Annotated in this window: 19 protein-coding genes and 1 pseudogene; 10 read left to right on the top strand and 10 right to left on the bottom strand. The window is 70.1% G+C overall.

Translation table 11 applies throughout. The annotated features are described in order from the left end of the window. Positions 1 to 4: 4 nt before the first annotated feature. From uraH to IE206_RS22245, 4 genes are all read right to left on the bottom strand, one after another. Positions 5 to 412 carry a hydroxyisourate hydrolase gene (gene uraH / locus IE206_RS22230; RefSeq protein ID WP_189964696.1) on the bottom strand — a complete coding sequence of 136 codons (408 nt, stop codon included), beginning with the start codon at positions 410 to 412 and terminating at the stop codon, positions 5 to 7. Continuing rightward, positions 412 to 924, bottom strand: a complete 513-nt coding sequence (gene uraD / locus IE206_RS22235) for a 2-oxo-4-hydroxy-4-carboxy-5-ureidoimidazoline decarboxylase (protein ID WP_189964698.1) — start codon at positions 922 to 924, stop codon at positions 412 to 414. The genes uraH and uraD overlap by 1 nt, the downstream gene beginning before the upstream one ends. A gap of 166 nt (positions 925 to 1,090) precedes the next feature. Continuing rightward, the gene (locus IE206_RS22240) at positions 1,091 to 1,468 is read right to left on the bottom strand and encodes a helix-turn-helix domain-containing protein (RefSeq protein ID WP_226599754.1); all 378 of its coding nucleotides are present in this window, start codon (positions 1,466 to 1,468) and stop codon (positions 1,091 to 1,093) included. Further along, complete coding sequence (locus IE206_RS22245; protein ID WP_053725798.1) at positions 1,465 to 1,716, bottom strand: YkoF family thiamine-binding protein; 252 nt, start codon at positions 1,714 to 1,716, stop codon at positions 1,465 to 1,467. Before IE206_RS22245 ends, IE206_RS22240 begins: the two co-directional genes overlap by 4 nt. Before the next feature lie 124 nt (positions 1,717 to 1,840). Between IE206_RS22245 and IE206_RS22250 the strand changes: the two genes are divergently transcribed. From IE206_RS22250 to IE206_RS22275, 7 genes and pseudogenes are all read left to right on the top strand, one after another. After that, positions 1,841 to 2,674: a TIM barrel protein gene (locus IE206_RS22250; RefSeq protein WP_189964700.1), complete on the top strand. Its 834-nt coding sequence runs from the start codon at positions 1,841 to 1,843 to the stop codon at positions 2,672 to 2,674. A gap of 61 nt (positions 2,675 to 2,735) precedes the next feature. Then, a complete protein-coding gene (locus IE206_RS22255; protein WP_189964702.1) occupies positions 2,736 to 3,626 on the top strand; it encodes a 2-hydroxy-3-oxopropionate reductase in 891 nt (296 codons plus the stop codon). A gap of 220 nt (positions 3,627 to 3,846) precedes the next feature. Then, the gene (locus IE206_RS22260; protein WP_189964704.1) at positions 3,847 to 5,304 is read left to right on the top strand and encodes a catalase; all 1,458 of its coding nucleotides are present in this window, start codon (positions 3,847 to 3,849) and stop codon (positions 5,302 to 5,304) included. 810 nt (positions 5,305 to 6,114) lie between these two features. Next, positions 6,115 to 6,325 (top strand): annotated as a pseudogene (locus IE206_RS42535) (SAM-dependent methyltransferase); the annotation flags it as partial. A gap of 227 nt (positions 6,326 to 6,552) precedes the next feature. Continuing rightward, complete coding sequence (locus IE206_RS22265) at positions 6,553 to 6,996, top strand: hypothetical protein (RefSeq protein WP_189964706.1); 444 nt, start codon at positions 6,553 to 6,555, stop codon at positions 6,994 to 6,996. 175 nt (positions 6,997 to 7,171) lie between these two features. After that, entirely contained in the window at positions 7,172 to 7,357 is a 186-nt protein-coding gene (locus IE206_RS22270; protein WP_189964708.1) for a hypothetical protein, read from the top strand. A 135-nt stretch (positions 7,358 to 7,492) separates the two neighbouring features. Beyond that, a complete protein-coding gene (locus tag IE206_RS22275; RefSeq protein ID WP_189964710.1) occupies positions 7,493 to 8,152 on the top strand; it encodes an HAD family hydrolase in 660 nt (219 codons plus the stop codon). A 319-nt stretch (positions 8,153 to 8,471) separates the two neighbouring features. Here the strand turns inward: IE206_RS22275 and IE206_RS22280 are convergent, their stop codons facing one another. Next, positions 8,472 to 9,659, bottom strand: coding sequence for an alpha/beta hydrolase family protein (locus IE206_RS22280; protein ID WP_189964712.1), 1,188 nt, complete (start codon positions 9,657 to 9,659; stop codon positions 8,472 to 8,474). A 292-nt stretch (positions 9,660 to 9,951) separates the two neighbouring features. Further along, on the bottom strand, positions 9,952 to 10,173 hold the full coding sequence (locus tag IE206_RS22285) for a hypothetical protein (protein ID WP_053725806.1): 222 nt from the start codon (positions 10,171 to 10,173) through the stop codon (positions 9,952 to 9,954). Positions 10,174 to 10,371: 198 nt separating this feature from the next. Here IE206_RS22285 and IE206_RS22290 point away from each other — a divergent pair, with 198 nt between their 5' ends. Then, positions 10,372 to 11,169 carry an ArsR/SmtB family transcription factor gene (locus IE206_RS22290; RefSeq protein ID WP_189964713.1) on the top strand — a complete coding sequence of 266 codons (798 nt, stop codon included), beginning with the start codon at positions 10,372 to 10,374 and terminating at the stop codon, positions 11,167 to 11,169. Between the two features lie 81 nt (positions 11,170 to 11,250). On the opposite strand, the gene gcl is transcribed toward IE206_RS22290, so the two are convergent. After that, positions 11,251 to 13,041, bottom strand: a complete 1,791-nt coding sequence (gcl, locus tag IE206_RS22295) for a glyoxylate carboligase (RefSeq protein ID WP_189964716.1) — start codon at positions 13,039 to 13,041, stop codon at positions 11,251 to 11,253. A 285-nt stretch (positions 13,042 to 13,326) separates the two neighbouring features. Between gcl and IE206_RS22300 the strand changes: the two genes are divergently transcribed. Continuing rightward, positions 13,327 to 14,022: a hypothetical protein gene (locus IE206_RS22300; RefSeq protein ID WP_189964718.1), complete on the top strand. Its 696-nt coding sequence runs from the start codon at positions 13,327 to 13,329 to the stop codon at positions 14,020 to 14,022. Here IE206_RS22300 and IE206_RS22305 read toward each other — a convergent pair whose 3' ends face one another. The 3 genes from IE206_RS22305 to IE206_RS22315 form a co-directional block, all read right to left on the bottom strand. Beyond that, a complete protein-coding gene (locus IE206_RS22305) occupies positions 14,023 to 15,630 on the bottom strand; it encodes an AMP-binding protein (protein WP_189964720.1) in 1,608 nt (535 codons plus the stop codon). Between the two features lie 61 nt (positions 15,631 to 15,691). After that, positions 15,692 to 16,516, bottom strand: coding sequence for an alpha/beta fold hydrolase (locus IE206_RS22310; RefSeq protein ID WP_189964722.1), 825 nt, complete (start codon positions 16,514 to 16,516; stop codon positions 15,692 to 15,694). A 107-nt stretch (positions 16,517 to 16,623) separates the two neighbouring features. Continuing rightward, positions 16,624 to 17,367 carry a TetR family transcriptional regulator gene (locus IE206_RS22315; RefSeq protein WP_226599755.1) on the bottom strand — a complete coding sequence of 248 codons (744 nt, stop codon included), beginning with the start codon at positions 17,365 to 17,367 and terminating at the stop codon, positions 16,624 to 16,626. Between the two features lie 202 nt (positions 17,368 to 17,569). Here IE206_RS22315 and IE206_RS22320 point away from each other — a divergent pair, with 202 nt between their 5' ends. Continuing rightward, positions 17,570 to 18,778 carry an IS701 family transposase gene (locus IE206_RS22320; protein ID WP_226599756.1) on the top strand — a complete coding sequence of 403 codons (1,209 nt, stop codon included), beginning with the start codon at positions 17,570 to 17,572 and terminating at the stop codon, positions 18,776 to 18,778. Positions 18,779 to 18,812: the final 34 nt, after the last annotated feature.

Here is an 18,812-nt window from a genome sequence, read left to right on the forward strand (position 1 = left end):
TCTGCTAGCTCCCTCGGTAAACGGAGTAGCCGAACGGGTTGAGCAGCAGCGGTACGTGATAGTGCTCGCCCGGATTGACGGCGAAAGTGATCGCCACCTCCGGGAAGAACGCACCGCTGTCCCTTACGCGGGGGGCGTCCTGCTGCGCCTCGGCTTGCTTCTTGGAACTGTGCTGGTTTTTGACGAAATACGTCTCGACCTCGAAGTCGAGTCGTACGTGGGTGGTGCCTTCCGGCAGGGCCGGCAGGTCCTTGCAGCGCCCGTCCGCGTCGGTCGCGGAGCCGCCGAGCGAGATCCACTCGGCGTCGGAGCCCGAGCGGGCCGCGAGCGAGATGGCGACGCCCTCGGCGGGGCGTCCGATGCTGGTGTCCAGGATGTGCGTGGACACCGAAGCGGTGGTCGCGGTGCTCATCAGTCCTTGTCCTCTTCTACGAGACGGGTCAGCCGGATTCGGTTGATCTTCCCGAGTTCGGTGCGCACGATCTCGCGCTCCTCCTCGGCGGTGTTGCCGATCCGGGTCTTCACCGCGTCGCGCATCTGCTCACCGGTGGCACCGGTGGCGCAGATCAGGAAGACATGGCCGAACTTCTCCTGGTAGGCCAGGTTCAGTTCGAGCAGCTCGGCCTTGAGGGCCTCGGAGGCCCCGGCCATTCCGCGCTGTTCACGTGCGGAGGTGGGGTCACCGGGCTTCGGCCGGCCGATCGGCGGGTGCCCTGCCATCGCCTCTTCCAGGTCCTTCACACCCAGCTCGGCCAGAGCGGCGTCACTGGCGGTGAAGAGGTCCTCTGCGGTGGCGTACGGGCGCTGGGCGAGCAGCTTGCTCCCCCACGCCGAACTGGCGCACACCTCGTGGAGCGCGGCGAGGGCCGCGTCATCCTGTGAGGTGTTGAACCGGGCGAGGCCCGGCGTCGAAGTCGTAGTCACGGCGGCCTCCGTGGCCTTGGTGCTGAACGGGCTGCGGATAGCTAACGCCCTGCGAAACATCCCGTCAACACTTTGTTGAAAACTTCGGGTTACAAAAACCGCCGCCCGGTGTCCGGACGGCGGTTCGTTGCGCGGGGGTGCCTGAACAGGCACCGAGCGTGCTCGCTCAGTCATCCTTGGCGGTGTTTTCCCTGTTCAGGTAGTTGTACACGGTGAACCGGCTGACCCCGAGGGCCGAGGCGACCGTCTCGACGCCGTGTCGCACCGAAAAGGCGCCGCGGGCCTCCAGGGTCCGTACGGCGGACTGCTTGGCCTTGCGGTCCAGGGACGCGAGCGGCATGCCGTGGCGGCGCTCCATGGCGGCCAGGATGTGATCCAGCGAGTCCGAGAGCTGGGGCAGCCGCACGGCCACCACGTCCTCGCCCTCCCAGGCGAGCACCACGTCGTCGGGCAGGGCGTGGGCGGGCGCCAATATCTCCGCACCCATGGCGTCGACGAGCGGCTTGACCGCCTGGATCAGGGGGTGGTCCGCGGGTTCGGTCACTTCTCGCCCTCCCCGATCACGTTGACCTGGAGCGAGACGCGGGTGGCGCCCGCCGCCAGGGCCTTGCGCAGCAGCGCGTCCACCGCGGTGAGCACCTCGTCGGCACCGCCTTCCGCGGTATTGCCGAAGGGGCCGACGTCGACCGCGTCGAGCCGGGCCGCCTGGATGACGTCGCGGGCGACCACCGCATGCGGGGGTGCCTCGTCGAGATCGAAGGGCTCGGTCGTGAACTCCACTCTCAATCGCACGCGCTCAACCTACTGCGAGGTGGACGAAATCCGGGAGGCCCCCTTGACAAGCTCGCCGGTCCCCCTGCAACCTTCCATCAAGCAGAAAACAACTTCCGCAATACGGAAGGAGCGCACACCCCTCATGGGCTACTCGAACCAGCGCTTCGATGTAAACCTTTCGATCCTCTTCACGGAACTCCCGCTCCTGGAGCGCCCGGCGGCCGCGGCCGCGGCGGGCTTCACGGCGGTCGAGCTGTGGTGGCCCTGGATCGAAACCCCCACCCCCGAGCAGGCCGAGCTCGACGCCCTCAAGAAGGCGCTCGACGACGCCGGCACCCAGCTGGTGGGCCTCAACTTCTACGCCGGCGCCCTGCCGGGCCCGGACCGCGGCGCGCTGTCGATTCCCGGCGAGGAGTCCGACCGCTTCCGCGCCAACATCGAGGTGGCGGCCGACTTCGCCGCCTCGGTCGGCTGCAAGGCGCTCAACGCGCTCTACGGCAACCGCGTCGAGGGGGCGGACCCGCAGGTGCAGGACGCGCTCGCCCTGGAGAACCTGGTCCTGGCGGCCCGCGCGGCCGACCGGGTCGGCGCGATCCTCCTGGTCGAGACCCTGAACAAGCCGGAGTCGCCGCTCTACCCGCTGGTGAGCGCCCCCGCCGCCATCGAGGTCATCGACAAGGTGAACGCCGCGACGGGCCTTGGCAACGCCAAGTTCCTGCTCGACATCTACCACCTCTCGATGAACGGCGAGAACGTCTCCGAGGTCATCGAGGCGTACGCCGACAAGACCGGCCACGTGCAGATCGCCGACAACCCGGGCCGTGGCGCGCCGGGCACCGGCTCGCTGCCGCTGGAAGAGCTCCTCGACCAGCTGGGCAAGGCCGGATACGACGGCTGGGTGGGTCTGGAGTACAAGGCCGCCGACGCCGCGGCCTCCTTCGAGTGGCTCCCCGCCGAGGCCCGCGCGGCCCGCTGAGGCACGCCCCTCGGGCCTCAACTTCTTGACGTACCAAAGCTTTTAGGAAGGCAGCACCCTCATGAGCAACCTCCCCAAGATCGCATGGGTCGGCCTCGGCATCATGGGCTCTCCCATGTCCGAGAACCTGATCAAGGCCGGTTACTCGGTCACCGGCTTCACCCTGGAGCAGGACAAGCTGGACCGCCTCGCGGCGGCCGGCGGCACCGCGGCGGGCTCGATCGCCGAGGCCGTCAAGGACGCCGACGTGATCGTCACGATGGTTCCGGCGTCGCCCCAGGTGGAGGCCATCGCGTACGGTGAGGCCGGCATCCTGGCCAACGCCAAGCAGGGCGCGCTGATCGTCGACATGTCGTCGATCACCCCGCAGACCTCGGTCGACCTCGCGAAGAACGCCGCCGAGAAGGGCATCCGCGTCCTGGACGCCCCCGTCTCCGGCGGCGAGGCCGGCGCCATCGAGGCCGTCCTGTCGATCATGGTGGGTGGCGAGCAGGCCGACTTCGACGCGGCGCTGCCGATCCTTCAGGCCCTCGGCAAGACCATCGTCCTGTGTGGCCCGCACGGCTCCGGCCAGACGGTGAAGGCCGCCAACCAGCTCATCGTCGCGGTCAACATCCAGGCCTGCGCCGAGGCCGTCGTCTTCCTCGAGAAGTCCGGCGTGAACCTCACCGCCGCCCTGGACGTCCTCAACGGCGGTCTGGCCGGCTCGACCGTGCTGACCCGCAAGAAGGACAACTTCCTCAACCGGGACTTCAAGCCCGGCTTCCGGATCGACCTGCACCACAAGGACATGGGCATCGTCACCGACGCCGCCCGCAACGTGGGCGCGGCCCTTCCGGTCGGCGCGGTCGTGGCCCAGCTGGTCGCCTCGCTGCGCGCCCAGGGCGACGGCGGCCTGGACCACTCCGCCCTGCTGCGCGCCGTCGAGCGCCTCTCCGGCTCGCAGGTCTGACCCACTCCGCGGGTCCGACCCACCGGAAGCACCCCTTCGGGGGCCCCTGATTTCCGGGTGGCGGCGGCGCTGACACCTGTCCTGTCGCGCCCAGGCGCCGCCGCCGCCCGGAAGCTCACATCTCGTTTTCAACAAACTGTTGACGTTCCCTTCCGGGCGTATTTACGCTCCAGGAACCGCGGAACAGCTCAGCGGTGCAGCTCCAGTACGGAAGGTCACGATGTCGAAGCGCGTGCTTACGACCGAGTCCGGCGCCCCCGTCGCCGACAACCAGAACTCCGCCACCGCCGGCGTCGGTGGCCCCATCCTGCTCCAGGACCAGCACCTCCTGGAGAAGCTCGCGCGCTTCAACCGTGAGCGCATCCCGGAGCGTGTGGTGCACGCCCGCGGCTCCGGTGCGTACGGCTACTTCGAGGTGACCGACGACGTCACCGGCTTCACCAAGGCCGATTTCCTCGGCGAGGTGGGCAAGCGCACGGAGACGTTCATCCGCTTCTCCACCGTGGCCGACTCGCTCGGTGGCGCGGACGCGGTCCGCGACCCGCGCGGCTTCGCGCTGAAGTTCTACACCGAAGAGGGCAACTACGACCTCGTCGGCAACAACACCCCGGTGTTCTTCATCAAGGACCCGATCAAGTTCCCCGACTTCATCCACTCCCAGAAGCGCGACCCGTTCACGGGCAAGCAGGAGCCGGACAACGTCTGGGACTTCTGGGCGCACGCCCCCGAGGCGACCCACCAGATCACCTGGCTCATGGGCGACCGCGGCATCCCGGCCTCGTACCGTCACATGAACGGCTACGGTTCGCACACCTACCAGTGGACGAACGCGCAGGGCGAGGCCTTCTTCGTCAAGTACCACTTCAAGACGAACCAGGGCATCCGCTGCCTCTCCTCGGAGCAGGCCGCCGAGCAGGTCGGCAAGGACGCGAACAGCCACCAGACGGACCTCCTGCAGGCCATCGAGCGCGGCGTGAACCCGTCCTGGACGCTGTACGTCCAGATCATGCCCGCCGCCGAGGCCGCGGACTACCGCTTCAACCCGTTCGACCTCACCAAGGTGTGGCCGCACAGCGACTACCCGCTGCAGCGCGTGGGCCGCCTGGTCCTGGACCGCAACCCGGACAACGTGTTCCAGGAGGTCGAGCAGTCGGCCTTCTCGCCGAACAACTTCGTCCCCGGCATCGGTCCGTCCCCGGACAAGATGCTCCAGGGCCGCCTGTTCGCCTACGCCGACGCGCACCGCTACCGCCTGGGCGTCAACCACACCCAGCTGCCGGTCAACGCGCCGAAGGCGACCGAGGCCGACAACTACGGCCGCGACGGCCTGATGGCGACCCGCAACGGCCGGCGCACCGACAAGAACTACGAGCCCAACTCGTACTCGGGCCCCGCCCAGACCGACGCGGCCCTCTCGGCCCCGCTCGCCATCCACGGCTACACGGGCACGCACGCCGCCCCGGCCCACGTGAAGGACGACGACTTCTTCCAGGCCGGCGAGCTGTACCGCCTGATGTCGGACGACGAGAAGTCCCGCCTCGTCGCGAACATCGCCGGCGGCCTCTCGCAGGTCTCCCGCGACGACGTCATCGAGAAGAACCTGGCCCACTTCCACGCCGCGGACGCCGAGTACGGCAAGCGCGTGGAGGAGGCGGTCCACGCCCTGCGCGAGGACTAGCCGACCCGGTTCGACGAGGTAACTCCCAGACCGTGCAAGGGATTTGACGGGAGGTCAAACCCTTTGCACAGTCCGATCCGCCGACCCGGATGAGGGGTGGTCGGCGGATATGGACAACCCGAGGATCGCGGCGGTGTGGCGATGCCAGTGCGGTGGTGAAGGCGTGAGCGCCGCCCTTCCTGACCTGAAGGAAGGCCCCCGGCGCCCACACCAATCGCCGCCGCCGCGATCCCGGCAACCTCCCCCGAGGACCCCGCCCGGCGGTGCGAACGTCCTGTCGCGCCAGCCTCGTTCCGCCGGGCGGCAACAACTCCACAGCCAGGACGCTGGGTTCGGTTTACGGTCCCGAACCGAGCGTTCGATGATCAAGGCCCTGCCTGCACGTTCGGGTGGGGCCTTGATCTTTTCGCGGCTCACGGGAACATCACGGGAACATGGCCCTCGCCGCCTGGGCAGCAGCGCCATAATTCACGTGCCGGCATCACGTCACGCAGATACCGTGGTTCTCGTCCAGGTGCGCAGGCAGCGGTTACTTCGTTTTGGGAACGGGCGGTTGCGGGTTCGAATCCCGTCGTCGACTTCGGGTCGGCGTAGCTCAATTGGTAGAGCACCATGTACCGCGGCCGACCTTGAACTCTGGATGCACGAGGGGCCCTTGCCTTTCGCCAATTGGCGGTCGGCAGGGGTCTTTTGCTGCGCGCCGCCATCCTCTCCGCAACGTCCCCCACCGTCACACCACCACCCGTCCAGGCGCCCACACATGGAATCATCGGCATCCACTATCTGTGGTGAGTCACCCATTGGGGCCCGGGGCCCGTCCGGCGAGCCGGCCGCACCGTACTACCGAACGGAACGCCCGGCGACCTCGTGGCGTGGGTGTTCTCGATGTCCAGAACGCTGCGACGCCTTCGAGGCGGACGTACGTCGGCTGCTCAAGGAGGCCTCGCCGTCGGGGCGGTTCTCCGAGCGGCAGCCGAGCACCGAGGTTTTCGTCTGGCGGAAGGGCCTCGCCGAGGCGTGAGACGGGGCCGGCTGGGGCTGGCCAGGGAGCTGGCAGCGGCTTTCCCGGGGAGATGTCCGTTCATGCGAGCGCCTCCCCGTCGAGCTCCGTCAGGAGCTCCTCGCCCGCCGTCATCAATTCGGTGTATTCAGGCGCAAAAGAAGCAGTCTCGGTCCTCACGCGGGCCACTCTGATCCCCATGCGCAGAACCGCCGTTCTGCCTCGACCCGGATACCCCCGGAGGGGTCTTGAAGAAGAAGGCATCCACCTACCTTGCCGTACCGCTGGCGCTCGGGCTTGCGTCGGCTGCCAGTACCGGCGCCGCGCCGGCCGCCGCCCAGCCCCACCTGCCCTCGGCCCACCACGCCGCCGCGGCGAAACGCGTGGTCCTGACCAACTCGGACGACGGCCGGCCCGTCGTTCTGGCGGTCGGCGACGACGTCGAGATCCGGCTCACCGGCTCCCGTTCCCAGGGGCTCAACTACACCTGGGGCGTCCCGCAGGCCGGCGACTCCGGGGCGCTCCGCAGGACCGCCGGCGGCACCGCACCAACGGGCGGTGCCAGCGCCGTTTTCCACGCCGAGAAGCCGGGCGTCGTCATGATCGGCTCCACGCGGTCCTGCCGCCCCGACCCCGGCCGCGTATGCCCCGACGTCGTCGTGCCCTGGAACGTCACAGCGAAGGTCACATGAGAGACGGGAGCCGCCCCCCTCGCCATGAGCAGGCGGCTCCCGGTCGGCCCCGGCGACCTCCGCGCCGCAGAGCCCGGCCGATCGACCACCCGGCACCGCAACCGCCCACGGACGACTGCCACTTGGGCCATCCCAAACGGCGCACAGCACAACGCCCGGCCATGCACAATGAGGCATGACCACGATGCTTGTATCCGCCGCCGCCCGCCGCACCCTCCCGGTCGCCGCGACCGGCCCCCGTGTGGCGCTCGCCGCCCGCGCCGCCGCCCAGCACGCGGGGCTCACCCCCGTCGCCCTCGACCGCGTCACGACGGCGGGTGACACGGTGCCCTCCGCGTCCGCGTTCCAGTCGGCGTTGTAGTGGCGCCGTACGGCTCGTGATGGCGCCGTACGACTCGTAGCAGCGGTGCGGACCGGCTCGCAGGGGCGGCGCCACCCGACTCATGGTGGCGTCGTCCCACATACCTGCCCTCCTCACCACCTAGGATCGGGCTCGATGATTGAGACCATCGTGCTCGACATAGGCGAAACACTGGTACGCGACGACCGCTACTGGGCATCCTGGGCCGACTGGATCGGCGTGCCCAGACACACCCTCGCCGCGCTCGTCGGGGCCGTCGTCATCCAAGGGCGTGACCCCGCCGACGCGCTGCGCATGCTCAAACCCGGCATAGACGTCCGCCAGGCGTACCTGGCCCGCGAGACGGCGGGCCGTGGTGAGCACCTCGACGAGACCGACCTGTACGACGACGTACGGCCCGCCCTCGGCGGGCTCCGCGAGCTCGGCATCCAGGTCATCGTCGCCGGGAACCAGACGGCCCGCGCCGGCGAACTCCTGCGCGGCCTCGACCTGCCCGCCGACCTGGTGGTCACCTCCGACGAATGGGGTGTCTCCAAGCCCCAACCCGCTTTCTTCGAGCGGTTGTTGGAGGTGGCCGAGTCGGCTCCGCACGAGACCGTGTACGTCGGCGACCACCCCGTGAACGACGTGTTCCCCGCCAAGGCGGCCGGGCTGCGTGTCGCACACCTGCGGCGCGGGCCCTGGGGGCACTGGTGGGCGGACGATGCGGAGGTCGTCGCGGCGGCGGACTGGCGGATCGACTCCCTCACACAGCTCGCGTCGATCGTTGCCGACGACCCGTCAACACCTCTGTAGGCAAACGGAGTTGGCGGCACGGAGTAGAGCAGGGCAAGGCCCCACCCCCTGGCCTGGGGGGGTGGGGCCCTGTTGCTTCAGAGGGGCCGTTCCGCGGCGCTACAGGGCGCGGTTGCTGCGCCCGTTGCAGGAGGACCAGTCGCCGGACTGCGAGACAGGGATGGTGCGGTACGGGGTGCGCACCCGGTGGGGCGAGTTGCGGACCCCGTGATGGTGACCTGGCCCTTGCATCAGTAGCCGGCGCGGCCCGGGCCGTCAACCGGGGGTTGGAACCGGGGTAAACCCGGCCGGTATGCCCCCGGTTGGGGGCGGACCGCGGTCAGGGATTGTTGAACGTCACCTCGGGGTTGGCGGCGGTCGGCCCTGCGAGGACCGGCCGGTCGAGGCCCCGCAGCTGCTGGTCGAAGAAGGCACCCACGTACGTCCGGACGAGGGCGACCGAGCGCTGCGCGGGCAGCGGCGAGTGCGGGAGGCCGAAGTGGTCGGCGACGACCGGCTCGTCGGAGAACGTCATGTGCTCGGCTCCGGCGACGGTCAGCCAGCGCTTCCAGCCGTCGAGGGCGGGCCACGTGGCGTCCCACGTCTTGTCCTTGCCGCCTGGGCGGTGCATCTCGTCGTCGGTGCCCAGCATCAGGAACGGCCGCCCGCCGAGCCCCTTGGGCGGCAGCGTGTCCCAGAACGCCCCGTCCATGTTGACCCCGGCGTCGATGCGCCCGTCGCGCGCCATGGCGGCGAGCGCGGCGGCCCCGCCGATGGAGTGACCCGCCATGCCGATGTGCCGCTTGTCGATCGCGGAGGAGTACCGCCAGGCCGGGTGCTTTCCGGTGAGGTGGTCCAGGAGGTACGACGTGTCGGCCGCGCGCGTCGCGGTGACCGTGCTGCCGGGTGTGCCGTCCTGCATGGCCTTGCAGGCGACACAGGTCAGCAGGCGGTCGCCGGGGAAGCTCGTGCCGAACGACTCGTAGGCGTGGTCCACGGACGCGACGACGTAGCCGCGGCTCGCGAGGTCCTCGGCGAGGGTGGTGAGCGAATAGCGCGGGGCGCCGAACCCCGGTGAGAGCACGATCAGCGGATGGCCGCCCCGCGCGGGCCGCACGCCGAGCCGCGCGTGTGTCCTCGTACCGGTGACCTCGCCCGCCCTCGCGGGGTCGATCCCGAGCTCCTTCAGGAGGACCGGAGCCTCGGCGGAGGTGGTGTACGGGGCGGGGTCTGCGGTGCCGGGGTGGGCCGCCGGGTAGGTGAGGGTCACCATGAGCTCGCGGTCCTGGCTCGGCACCCAGGGATCGCGGCGGGAGTGGTCGACGAGGTGCAGGGTGTCGGCGCCGATCGCGTACTGGCCGGTCGGGCCAGGGAGTTCGATCCGCTGGGCTGCGTGTGTCGAGGCGGCGGGCGTAGAGGCCGCGGGAGGCTTCGGCGGGGCGGCCTGGGCCGTGGTCGCGGCGGCGAGCGGCGCCGCGAGGGCTAAGGACAGGGCGACGGCCGTGGCCGCGCGGGAGATTTTGACCATGGACGACACGCTAGGCGGACCGTTCGTCCGCACACGTCCGCCTCAGGTGCCGGAACATGTCCGACTCCGGTGTCGGGAGGGGGGCGATTTATACGCCCGGGGTTGGATGCGGGCCGTCTGGATGTCGTGGGCCCGGGCTGGATGGGGCGCGGATGGATTGCGGGCCATGGGATGCGGTCGGGGGCGCGGCGATTTCACTCGGAAGGGCAGTCCTCACCGCGCCGCAAGGACGCACCCCCGGCCCGATCCACGGTTGCGGTACGGGCCGGCGGCTCTCGCCGGGCGGCGGGATTTAGAGCTTGTCCATGCGGGTGTACGGGCTGACGATTCGGGCCTGGCGGGAGCCGAAGTCGACGAGCATCGCGACGCCGTCCTCGACCCCGATGATGGTGCCCAGGCCGAACTGGTCGTGTGTGACCCGGTCTCCCAGGATGAAGTGCTTGGCCGCCGGAGCGTCCGGGGCTTTGAAGGGGCTGGTGGGCAGGTGGCGCCGGGGCGCGGATGGCTTCGTCATCGTCACCCCAGTATGCGCCGCGAAACGGCCTGAAGGGCAGGCCCGCCGGATGACGATGGGGAATCGATCCGGTATCTGCGCCGACCGGAACGCATCCTGGTGCGAAAATCGTCACGAATTGACACGCAACCCCCGGGTTGCAAATCTGGAAACGACACCGTGAAACGAGCGTGCGTACGCACACCGCCGGAGGCCCGCGTGGACGACGTCTTCAGGGCGCTGGCCGATGCCAGCCGGCGGCGGCTGCTCGACCGGCTCCGGGCGCGGAACGGGCAGACGCTGCGGGAGCTGTGCGAGGGCCTCGCCATGTCACGTCAGGCGGTGAGCAAGCACCTCGCGGTGCTCGAAACGGCGCGCCTTGTCACGTCCGTGCGGCGCGGCCGGGAGAAGATCCATTACCTGAATCCGGTGCCGATCCAGGAGCTGTCGGAGCGCTGGATCGGCAAGTACGAGCGCGGCAGACTCGACGCGCTCGGCAGGCTGAAGTGCGGTTTGGAGGAGCAACTCGCCATGGAAAAGCCCGAGTTCGTCTACGTCATCTATATCCGGACCACCCCCGAGCGCCTCTACGAGGCCCTGACGGACGCCGAGTTCGCGCAGGAGTACTTCGGTGGCTGGGGACCCATGTCCGACTGGAAGGTGGGCTCGCCGGTGCTGTGGAAGATGGGCCCGGACGGGGCGTACGAGGATCTCGGCCAGGCGGTGATAGAGGCGGTGCCGGGGCGGAAGCTCGCGTACACCTGGCACCGGCTGCTTCCGATGCACCGTCAGCTCTTCGACACGGAAGGAGAGTTCGAGAGTGCGCGCACCGAGCAGTCGCAGGTCGCGTTCGACATCCAGCGGGCCGAGACGCCCGCGCTCGGGGTGAAGCTGACCATCACGCACGACGGCTTCGACAGCGTGGACAGCGAGATGCTCAAGGGTGTCAGCGACGGCTGGGTCATGATCCTCTCCACGCTCAAGACGCTGCTCGAACGCGAGGACAGCGCGCGTTAGCCCACCGCATGCGTCCGGCCTCCGCTCCCCAGTGCGGGGGAACGGAGGCCGGACCGTATGGGTGGCTCGGGAAGCCGTGGCTCAGGAGGCCTGGAGGGGGCGGATCGCCGTGGGGGCGTGACCCGGCTCGGTGGCCAGCTCCTCGAACTCGGAGACGTCGCTGATGTCGGCCGTCTTGCTCATCGCGATGTTGGTGATGCGCTCCAGGATCGCCTCGACGACGACCGGGACGCGGAACTCGGCGGCCAGCTTCTTGGCCTCCTCGAACGCGGGCAGCAGCTGGTCCGGCTCGGTGACGCGGATCGCCTTGCAGCCCAGGCCCTCGATGACCTTGACGTGGTCGACGCCGTAGACGCCCAGCTCCGGGGAGTTGATGTTCTCGAACTCCAGGTTGACCTGGAAGTTGATGTCCAGGCCGATCTGCGCCTGACGGATCAGGCCCAGGTAGGCGTTGTTCACGAGCACGTGGACGTACGGAATCTTGTGCTGTGCGCCGACCGCCAGCTCCTCCAGCATGAACTGGAAGTCGTAGTCGCCGGACAGGGCGACGACCGGGACCTCCGGGTCGGCGGTCGCGGCACCCAGCGCGGCCGGGATGGTCCAGCCGAGCGGTCCCGCCTGGCCACAGTTGATCCAGTTGCGCGGCTTGTAGACGTGCAGCATCTGCGCGCCGGCGATCTGGGAGAGGCCGATGGTGGTGACGTAGCGCGTCTCCGGGCCGAAGGCCTTGTTCATCTCCTCGTAGACCCGCTGCGGCTTCATCGGCACGTTGTCGAAGTGCGTGCGGCGCTGGAGGGTGGCCTTGCGCTCCAGGTGGGAGGCGACCCAGGCGGAACGGTCGGGCAGCTTGCCCGCGGCCTTCAGCTCCTTGGCGACCTCGACGAAGAGCTCCAGGGCGGCCTTGGCGTCGGAGGCGATGCCGAAGTCCGGGGCGAAGATCTTGCCGATCTGGGTGGGCTCGATGTCGACGTGGACGAACTTGCGGTCGCCGCGGTAGACGTCCAGCTTGTAGCCGGTGTGGCGGTTGGCCCAGCGGTTGCCGATGCCCAGGACGAAGTCCGACTCCAGGAACGTGGCGTTGCCGTAGCGGTGCGCGGTCTGGACGCCCACCATGCCGGCGTTCAGCTCGTGGTCGTCGGCGATGGTGCCCCAGCCCATCAGGGTGGGGATGACCGGAGTGTTGGTGATCTCGGCGAACTCGACCAGGAGGTCGGAGGCGTCCGCGTTGATGATGCCGCCACCGGCGACGATCAGCGGGCGCTCGGACTCCAGCAGGAACTGGATCGCCTTCTCGGCCTGGGCGCGGGTCGCGGCCGGCTTGTAGACGGGCAGCGGCGCGTACGTCTCGGGGTCGAACTCGATCTCGGTCAGCTGGACGTCGATCGGCAGGTCGATGAGGACCGGGCCGGGACGGCCGGAGCGCATCAGGTGGAAGGCCTGCTGGAAGACGCCGGGGACCTGCGCGGCCTCCAGGACGGTCGTGGCGGCCTTGGTCACCGGCTTGGCGATCGAGGCGATGTCGACGGCCTGGAAGTCCTCGGTGTGCAGCTTGGCGACCGGCGCCTGGCCGGTGATGCACAGGATCGGGATCGAGTCGGCGATCGCCGAGTACAGGCCGGTGATCATGTCGGTGCCCGCGGGGCCCGACGTGCCGATGCAGACACCGATGTTGCCCGGGTTGGAGCGCGTGTAGCCCTCCGCCATGTGGGAGGCGCCTTCGACGTGGCGGGCGAGCGTGTGGTTGATGCCACCGCCCTCCTTGAGTGCCTTGTAGAAGGGGTTGATCGCCGCGCCCGGCACGCCGAAGGCGTGGCTGACGCCTTCGAGCTTGAGGATCTCAACTGCCGCTCGGGCAGCGGTCATACGAGGCATGGGGTGCTCCTGCTTCGGCCGGCGGACTCGGCTCCGGCGGGCCGCTGGCCTCGCCACCTTCGAGCCTTATTCCGTAATGCGGAAGTTTCATTCTGCTATGTGGAAGCAATGTAGGACGGGTTGGCCAGCGCGTCAAGGGAGAGCCGGGATGCGCGAATCGGCCACGCCGCCGTCGCCGTTGATGGACCATGGACCGCGGAACCCCCGGCCAGGCCACTTCGGGGGACCGCGTCGGGCGCGGAGCGGAACCCGTCCGGGGTCGCGTCGTCATGGAGGTGGGGGCGGATGAACGGTGACGGCGTACCGGTGCGCTGCCCGACCTGTCGGCGCGAGCACGTCTATGTCCCGCCGGCCTACCCCTGCGTCTGCGGGGTCCCACTGGCACCGCCCATCCAGCGGGGCGCCGCTCCCTCGCCGATCACGCATCGCACCTGGACGGACGCCTGGGTCACGGTCCGGTGCCGGGCGTGCGGGCGGCAGAGCCAGTGGCCGCAGCCCGAGCTCGGCTGCTCCTGCGGCTGCGTCCTGAAGGTGCCGGTACGGCCCGTGACGGCGCCGCCCGCGCCCGTGCAGGTCCCGCGGCCGTCGGGGGCGGCGGCCCGCACGGCGTTCCGGCCGCTCACGATCCGTAATGCGAGGGACGCGGTGACCGCGGCCGGGCTCTATCTGACCTGGCTCGGCTTCAGGGACGTACTGCAGGCCGAGCCGCCCCCGGCCTCCGGCATCGACCTGCGCGGCCGGGGCCTGGTGGCCCGGGTGGACCCCACGACGCGGCCCGTCTCACTGAAGGCCGTCGAGTGCCTGTGGCTGCACGGGGTGACCACGTCGGCGCGCAGCGTCCACTTCTCGCTCGCCGGGTACGCGCAGGACGCCAGGGCGCGCGCCGACCAGCTGCGCGTCCCGCTGTTCGTCCTGGACCTGACGGGCACGCCCCAGCCGGTGAACGACGCGGCTCAGGAACTCGTCGCGACAGGCGCCTGATCAGGCGCCGTAGCCCTCCCGCAGCTCCACCTTGCGGACCTTGCCGCTCACCGTCATCGGGAACGCGTCGAGAATCCGCAGGTGGCGGGGGACCTTGTAGTGGGCGAGCCGCTCCCGGCAGTACGCGGTGACCTCGTCCAGGGTGGGCGGGTCCGCCGGGTCGCGCGGGATGACGCAGGCCAGGATCTCCTCGCCGTACTTCTGGTCGGGGACCGCGACCACCTGCACGTCGGCGATCTTGGGATGCCGGTGGAGAAACTCCTCGATCTCGCGCGGGTACACGTTCTCGCCGCCCCGGATGATCATGTCCTTGATGCGGCCGACGATCTCGACGTAGCCGTCCTCGCGCATCACCGCGAGGTCACCGGTGTGCATCCAGCGCCCCGCGTCGATGGTCTCGGCGGTCCGCTCCGGCTCGTCCCAGTAGCCGAGCATCACGCTGTAGCCCCGGGTGCGCAGCTCGCCCGGTTCGCCGCGCGGGACGGTGACGCCGCTCGCCGGGTCGACGATCTTCACCTCGACGTGCGGCATGACCCGGCCGACGGTGCCGGTGCGCCGCTCCAGGTCGTCGTCCGTGCGGGTCTGGGTGGAGACCGGGGAGGTCTCGGTCATGCCGTAGCAGATGGACACCTCGGCCATGTGCATCTCGGCGACCACCCGCTTCATGACCTCGGCGGGGCACGGCGAGCCCGCCATGATGCCGGTACGCAGCGAGGAGAGGTCGTACGCGGCGAAGCCGGGGAGGTTCAGCTCGGCGATGAACATCGTGGGCACCCCGTACAGCGAGGTGCAGCGCTCCTGCTCGACGGCCCGCAGCGTCGCCTCCGGGTCGAAGGACGCGGCCGGGATCACCATGCAGGCGCCGTGCGAGGTGGCCGCGAGATTGCCCATGACCATGCCGAAGCAGTGGTAGAAGGGCACGGGAATGCAGATGCGGTCGGTCTCGGTGTAGGCGAGCAACTCACCCACGAAGTAACCGTTGTTGAGGACGTTGTGATGGGAGAGTGTGGCCCCCTTCGGGAAGCCGGTCGTGCCCGAGGTGTACTGGATGTTGACCGGGTCGTCGCAGGACAACTCGGCCTCGCGCGCCGCCAGTTCCGCGTGTGGCCGCCCCACACCGTCGGCCATGAGGCGGCCCCATCCGGGGTCGCCGATGAACACGGTCCGCCGCAATGCCGGGCAGTTGCCGCGCACTTGCTCGACCATCGCCCGGTAGTCGCTCGACTTGTGGGACAGCGAGGCGAAGAGCACGGAGATCCCGGCCTGGCGCAGCACGTACTCAAGCTCGTGCACACGATAGGCCGGGTTGATGTTGACCATGATCGCGCCGATCCGCGCGGTGGCGTACTGGACGAGCACCCACTCGGGGCAGTTCACCGCCCAGATCCCGACCCGGTCCCCCTTGGCGACGCCGGTCGCGAGCAGCGCGCAGGCCAACTGCTCGACGTCCGCACCGAATTGGGCGTACGTCCAGCGCCGGCCGGAGGCCACGTCGACGAGGGCCTCGCGCTCCCCGTACGCCTGGACCGCGCGGTCCAGATTGCCGCCGATCGTGTCGCCGAGCAGGGCGGTACCGCTCACCCCATGGGCGTACGAGCCAGTCACCATCGCAGCGCGCCTCACTTCCTCAGCCGAGTCCCCCAGCATGCCCCGACCGGCCCTGACCTGCCTAGGCTTGCGCGGGGGGAAGATCGACTCGGCGGGCGTCCAGTTCGTCGAGCCAGCGGGTGAACAGGGCGTGGACGGGGCCGGGCTGGTCGAGGTGGACGTTGTGGCCTGCTCCGTCGAGGACGGCGTACGTCATGCGCGGGTAGCGCTCCAGGAGCGCCAACTGGTCGCGCCAGCCGACGACATGGTCCTGGCGGCCTGTCACCAGGAGGTGCGGGCCGTCGTGGGTGGCGAAGCGGGTCTCCGGGGTGGCGGTGAGCATGAGGGAGCGCGCGAGTTCGGCGGCATCGCCCTGGTGGTGGGCACGGAGGCCGGGCAGCACGTGGTCACGGAAGGCAGCCCACCCCTCGGGGGTCTGCCAAGCCGCGATGCCGGAGAAGGCGGCGAGGTCCTCGGGGTCCAGGGAGCCCAGGAGCGCCTCGTCCCGCTCCAGGACCTGGCGTTCGGGCAGGTCGCGCTGCGCAAACGGCAGGACCGGCGGGGCGAACAGGCACATCCCCAGGACCTGGTCGCCGCGTTCGGCCAGGACGTGCCGGGCCAGCTGGGCGCCGAAGGAGATGCCGGCGACGGCGAAGGGAGCGGACCCGAACTGCTTGTCCACGAAGGTCATCAGTGATTCCGCGACGGTGTCGGCGGTGACCGGGCCCGGCTGCCGCGGCGACCGGCCCGAGCCGGGCAGGTCGACGTAGACGCGGCGCCAGTCCGCCCGGTCGGCGAACGCCGGTTCCAGGGGCAGCAGGAGGCGGTGGTCGATGGTGAACCCGTGCAGCATCAGCAGAGGGGTTCCGTCGCCGAATTCGACATGGTTGAGCATCGGTGAGGTCATGACCACACCGTCCAACCCTCACATATATGTCAGGGTCAAGTCTGTGCCCTCGCCGCACAACCGCCCGGGTGCCCCATCGCGTCAACTGGGGTTCGGATTCGGACCGTTCACTCCTGGTCGCCGCGCTCCGGTCGGGGCGGCCCGGCAGCCGACGCACCGTACAGAACGATGTCCCACACCTCGGCGAGCTGACCGATGACATCCCGGGGTGCTTCGGCGCTCGGGTCGGGCCCGGTGTGGGCGCGCAGGCGGAGGTGGGCGTCCACCCCCGTGACGAGGTGCGCGGTGAGCACCGCCACCGCCTCCGGATCCACCGAGCGGCTCAACTGGCCTTCTGCCCCTGCCTGTTCGAGGAGGTCGTGCAATTCCGGCAGCCATGCGGCCGTCCAGTCGGCCGCCTCGCACGGGCGCTCCCGGGTCAGCCGGGCGGCCGCGCGGACCTCGATCTCCGCCTCCAGGAGCCGGGCGACCGCCAGAAGCAGGGCCCGCGCCAGGCGCAGCGGCGAGGCCGGGAGCGCGAGGACCTGGGCCACAGCGGCCCGGGTCATCGCGCTGCCCCGGTCCTGGAGTTCGTCGGCCAAGGTGGACTTGGCCGGGAAGTGGAACGTGAGGGCGCCCAGCGAGATCCCGGCCGTGGCACAGATCCGGACCAGCGATGTGCCGGCGTAGCCGTCCCTGTCGATCTCGACGGCGGCCGCACGGAGCACGGCGGCGCGGGTGCGGGCCGCGCGCATCTGCTTCACCACGGCCACCGGCCGGCGCGGCGCCCGGGACAGGGGTGCGCCGCGAGCGTACCCGCGGAGCAGGGGCGGGGCGGGCAGCCGGGCCGGAACCTCCTCATCGCCGCGCACCGTCGGGTGCGTATCAACCTCGAACGCCTTTCTCTGTACCGGACTGCACAAGACGGACACCTTCCCCCGCCCGAGTTCCCGGCGGCAACGCCGACTTGCCGAAGTCGCAGTGGCGATCGACCACTCTGGCCAAAAAACAGAGAAAGCGTTCGCTATATTTTGAGCGTCGTGCCGGCCGTCGACGCTCAGAGGGGGATTCACCATGGCCGTACCGCAGCGAGCAGTCCTGCAGCAGCCTCGGTTCGCGGACGACTGCATGCCCGACTTATCGGGCTTCACGGAGGACGTCTTCGGCTATCTGCCCCGTGTCGACCAACGCCGTTGGGCCGACGCCTACTTGCGCGGGCTGCTCACGACCCCGGGCAAGAAGACGGTCTCCCAGATGGCCAAGGTGGCTTGGCTGCCGCCCGGCGCGGCGCAGGCGCTGCAGCAGTTCATCAGCGCCAGCCCGTGGGACTGGAGCGCGGCGCGCGAGTCGCTGGCCCGCAAGGCGGCCGCCCGGCTGCCCGGTCACAGCCTGACGGTCGGCACGACGCTGGTGGAGAAGCGCGGCGAGCACTCGGTCGGTGTGCACAAGCGGTTCGTGCCCGAGGCCGGCCGGACCATCAACTGCCAGGTCGGGATAGGTCTTTTCCTCACCTCCGAGTCGCAGAGCATCCCCGTCGAGTGGTCCCTGCTGATGGACGAGGCGTGGTGCGGCGACGAGGTGCGCAGACGCCGGGCCCGGGTCCCCGACACCGTACGGGCCGAGCCCTCGTGGGCGCATGTCCTGGACCTGACGGACCGGCTCGCCGCGCTGAAGGTGTCCGGCCCGGCTCCGCTGGTCGTCGACCAGCACTGCGCGGTCGATGCCACTCGCCTCGCGGCCCATCTGCATCTGCGCGAGCGGGACTTCGTGCTCGAGGTCCGGCCCGACCAGCCCGTGTTGCCCGCGCTCCACGCGGCATCCGGCATCGGCACCCGGCCGAGCCCGGCGGCCCGGCCGGTCAGCGCCCAGCAGTTCATGCGCGAGGGCGGGGGGCGCCACCCGTACGTCGTCGGCGTAGAGCAGGGCGGCCGGACGCGGCGCGTACAGGTGTACTCCGCGCCGGTCCGGCTGCCCGGCAGCTCCCCGGCCGCGCCCAGCACCCAGCGCGTCCACCGGCTGATCGCCGAGCAGTTCCCGGCGGGGCGGCGCCCGGCCCGGTTCTGGATCACGAGCCTCGGGGAGCGCCGGACGGACGAGGTGCTCTCGCTGCTGCACAGGCCCTCGCTGACCCACGCCGTCGTGCAGCACCTGGAGGACGACTTCGGGCTCCTCGACTTCGAGGGGCGCTCCTTCCCCGGCTGGCACCACCACATGACGATGTCGTCCGCCGCCTACCTCTACCGCAGCTTCCGGCACGGCGCGCGACGGCCCGCCCGCCTGTGACCCGGCGGGCCCGGGGGCGCCCGGGCACCGCGTC

This window comes from Streptomyces violascens (assembly GCF_014649955.1).
Classification (GTDB): domain Bacteria; phylum Actinomycetota; class Actinomycetes; order Streptomycetales; family Streptomycetaceae; genus Streptomyces; species Streptomyces violascens.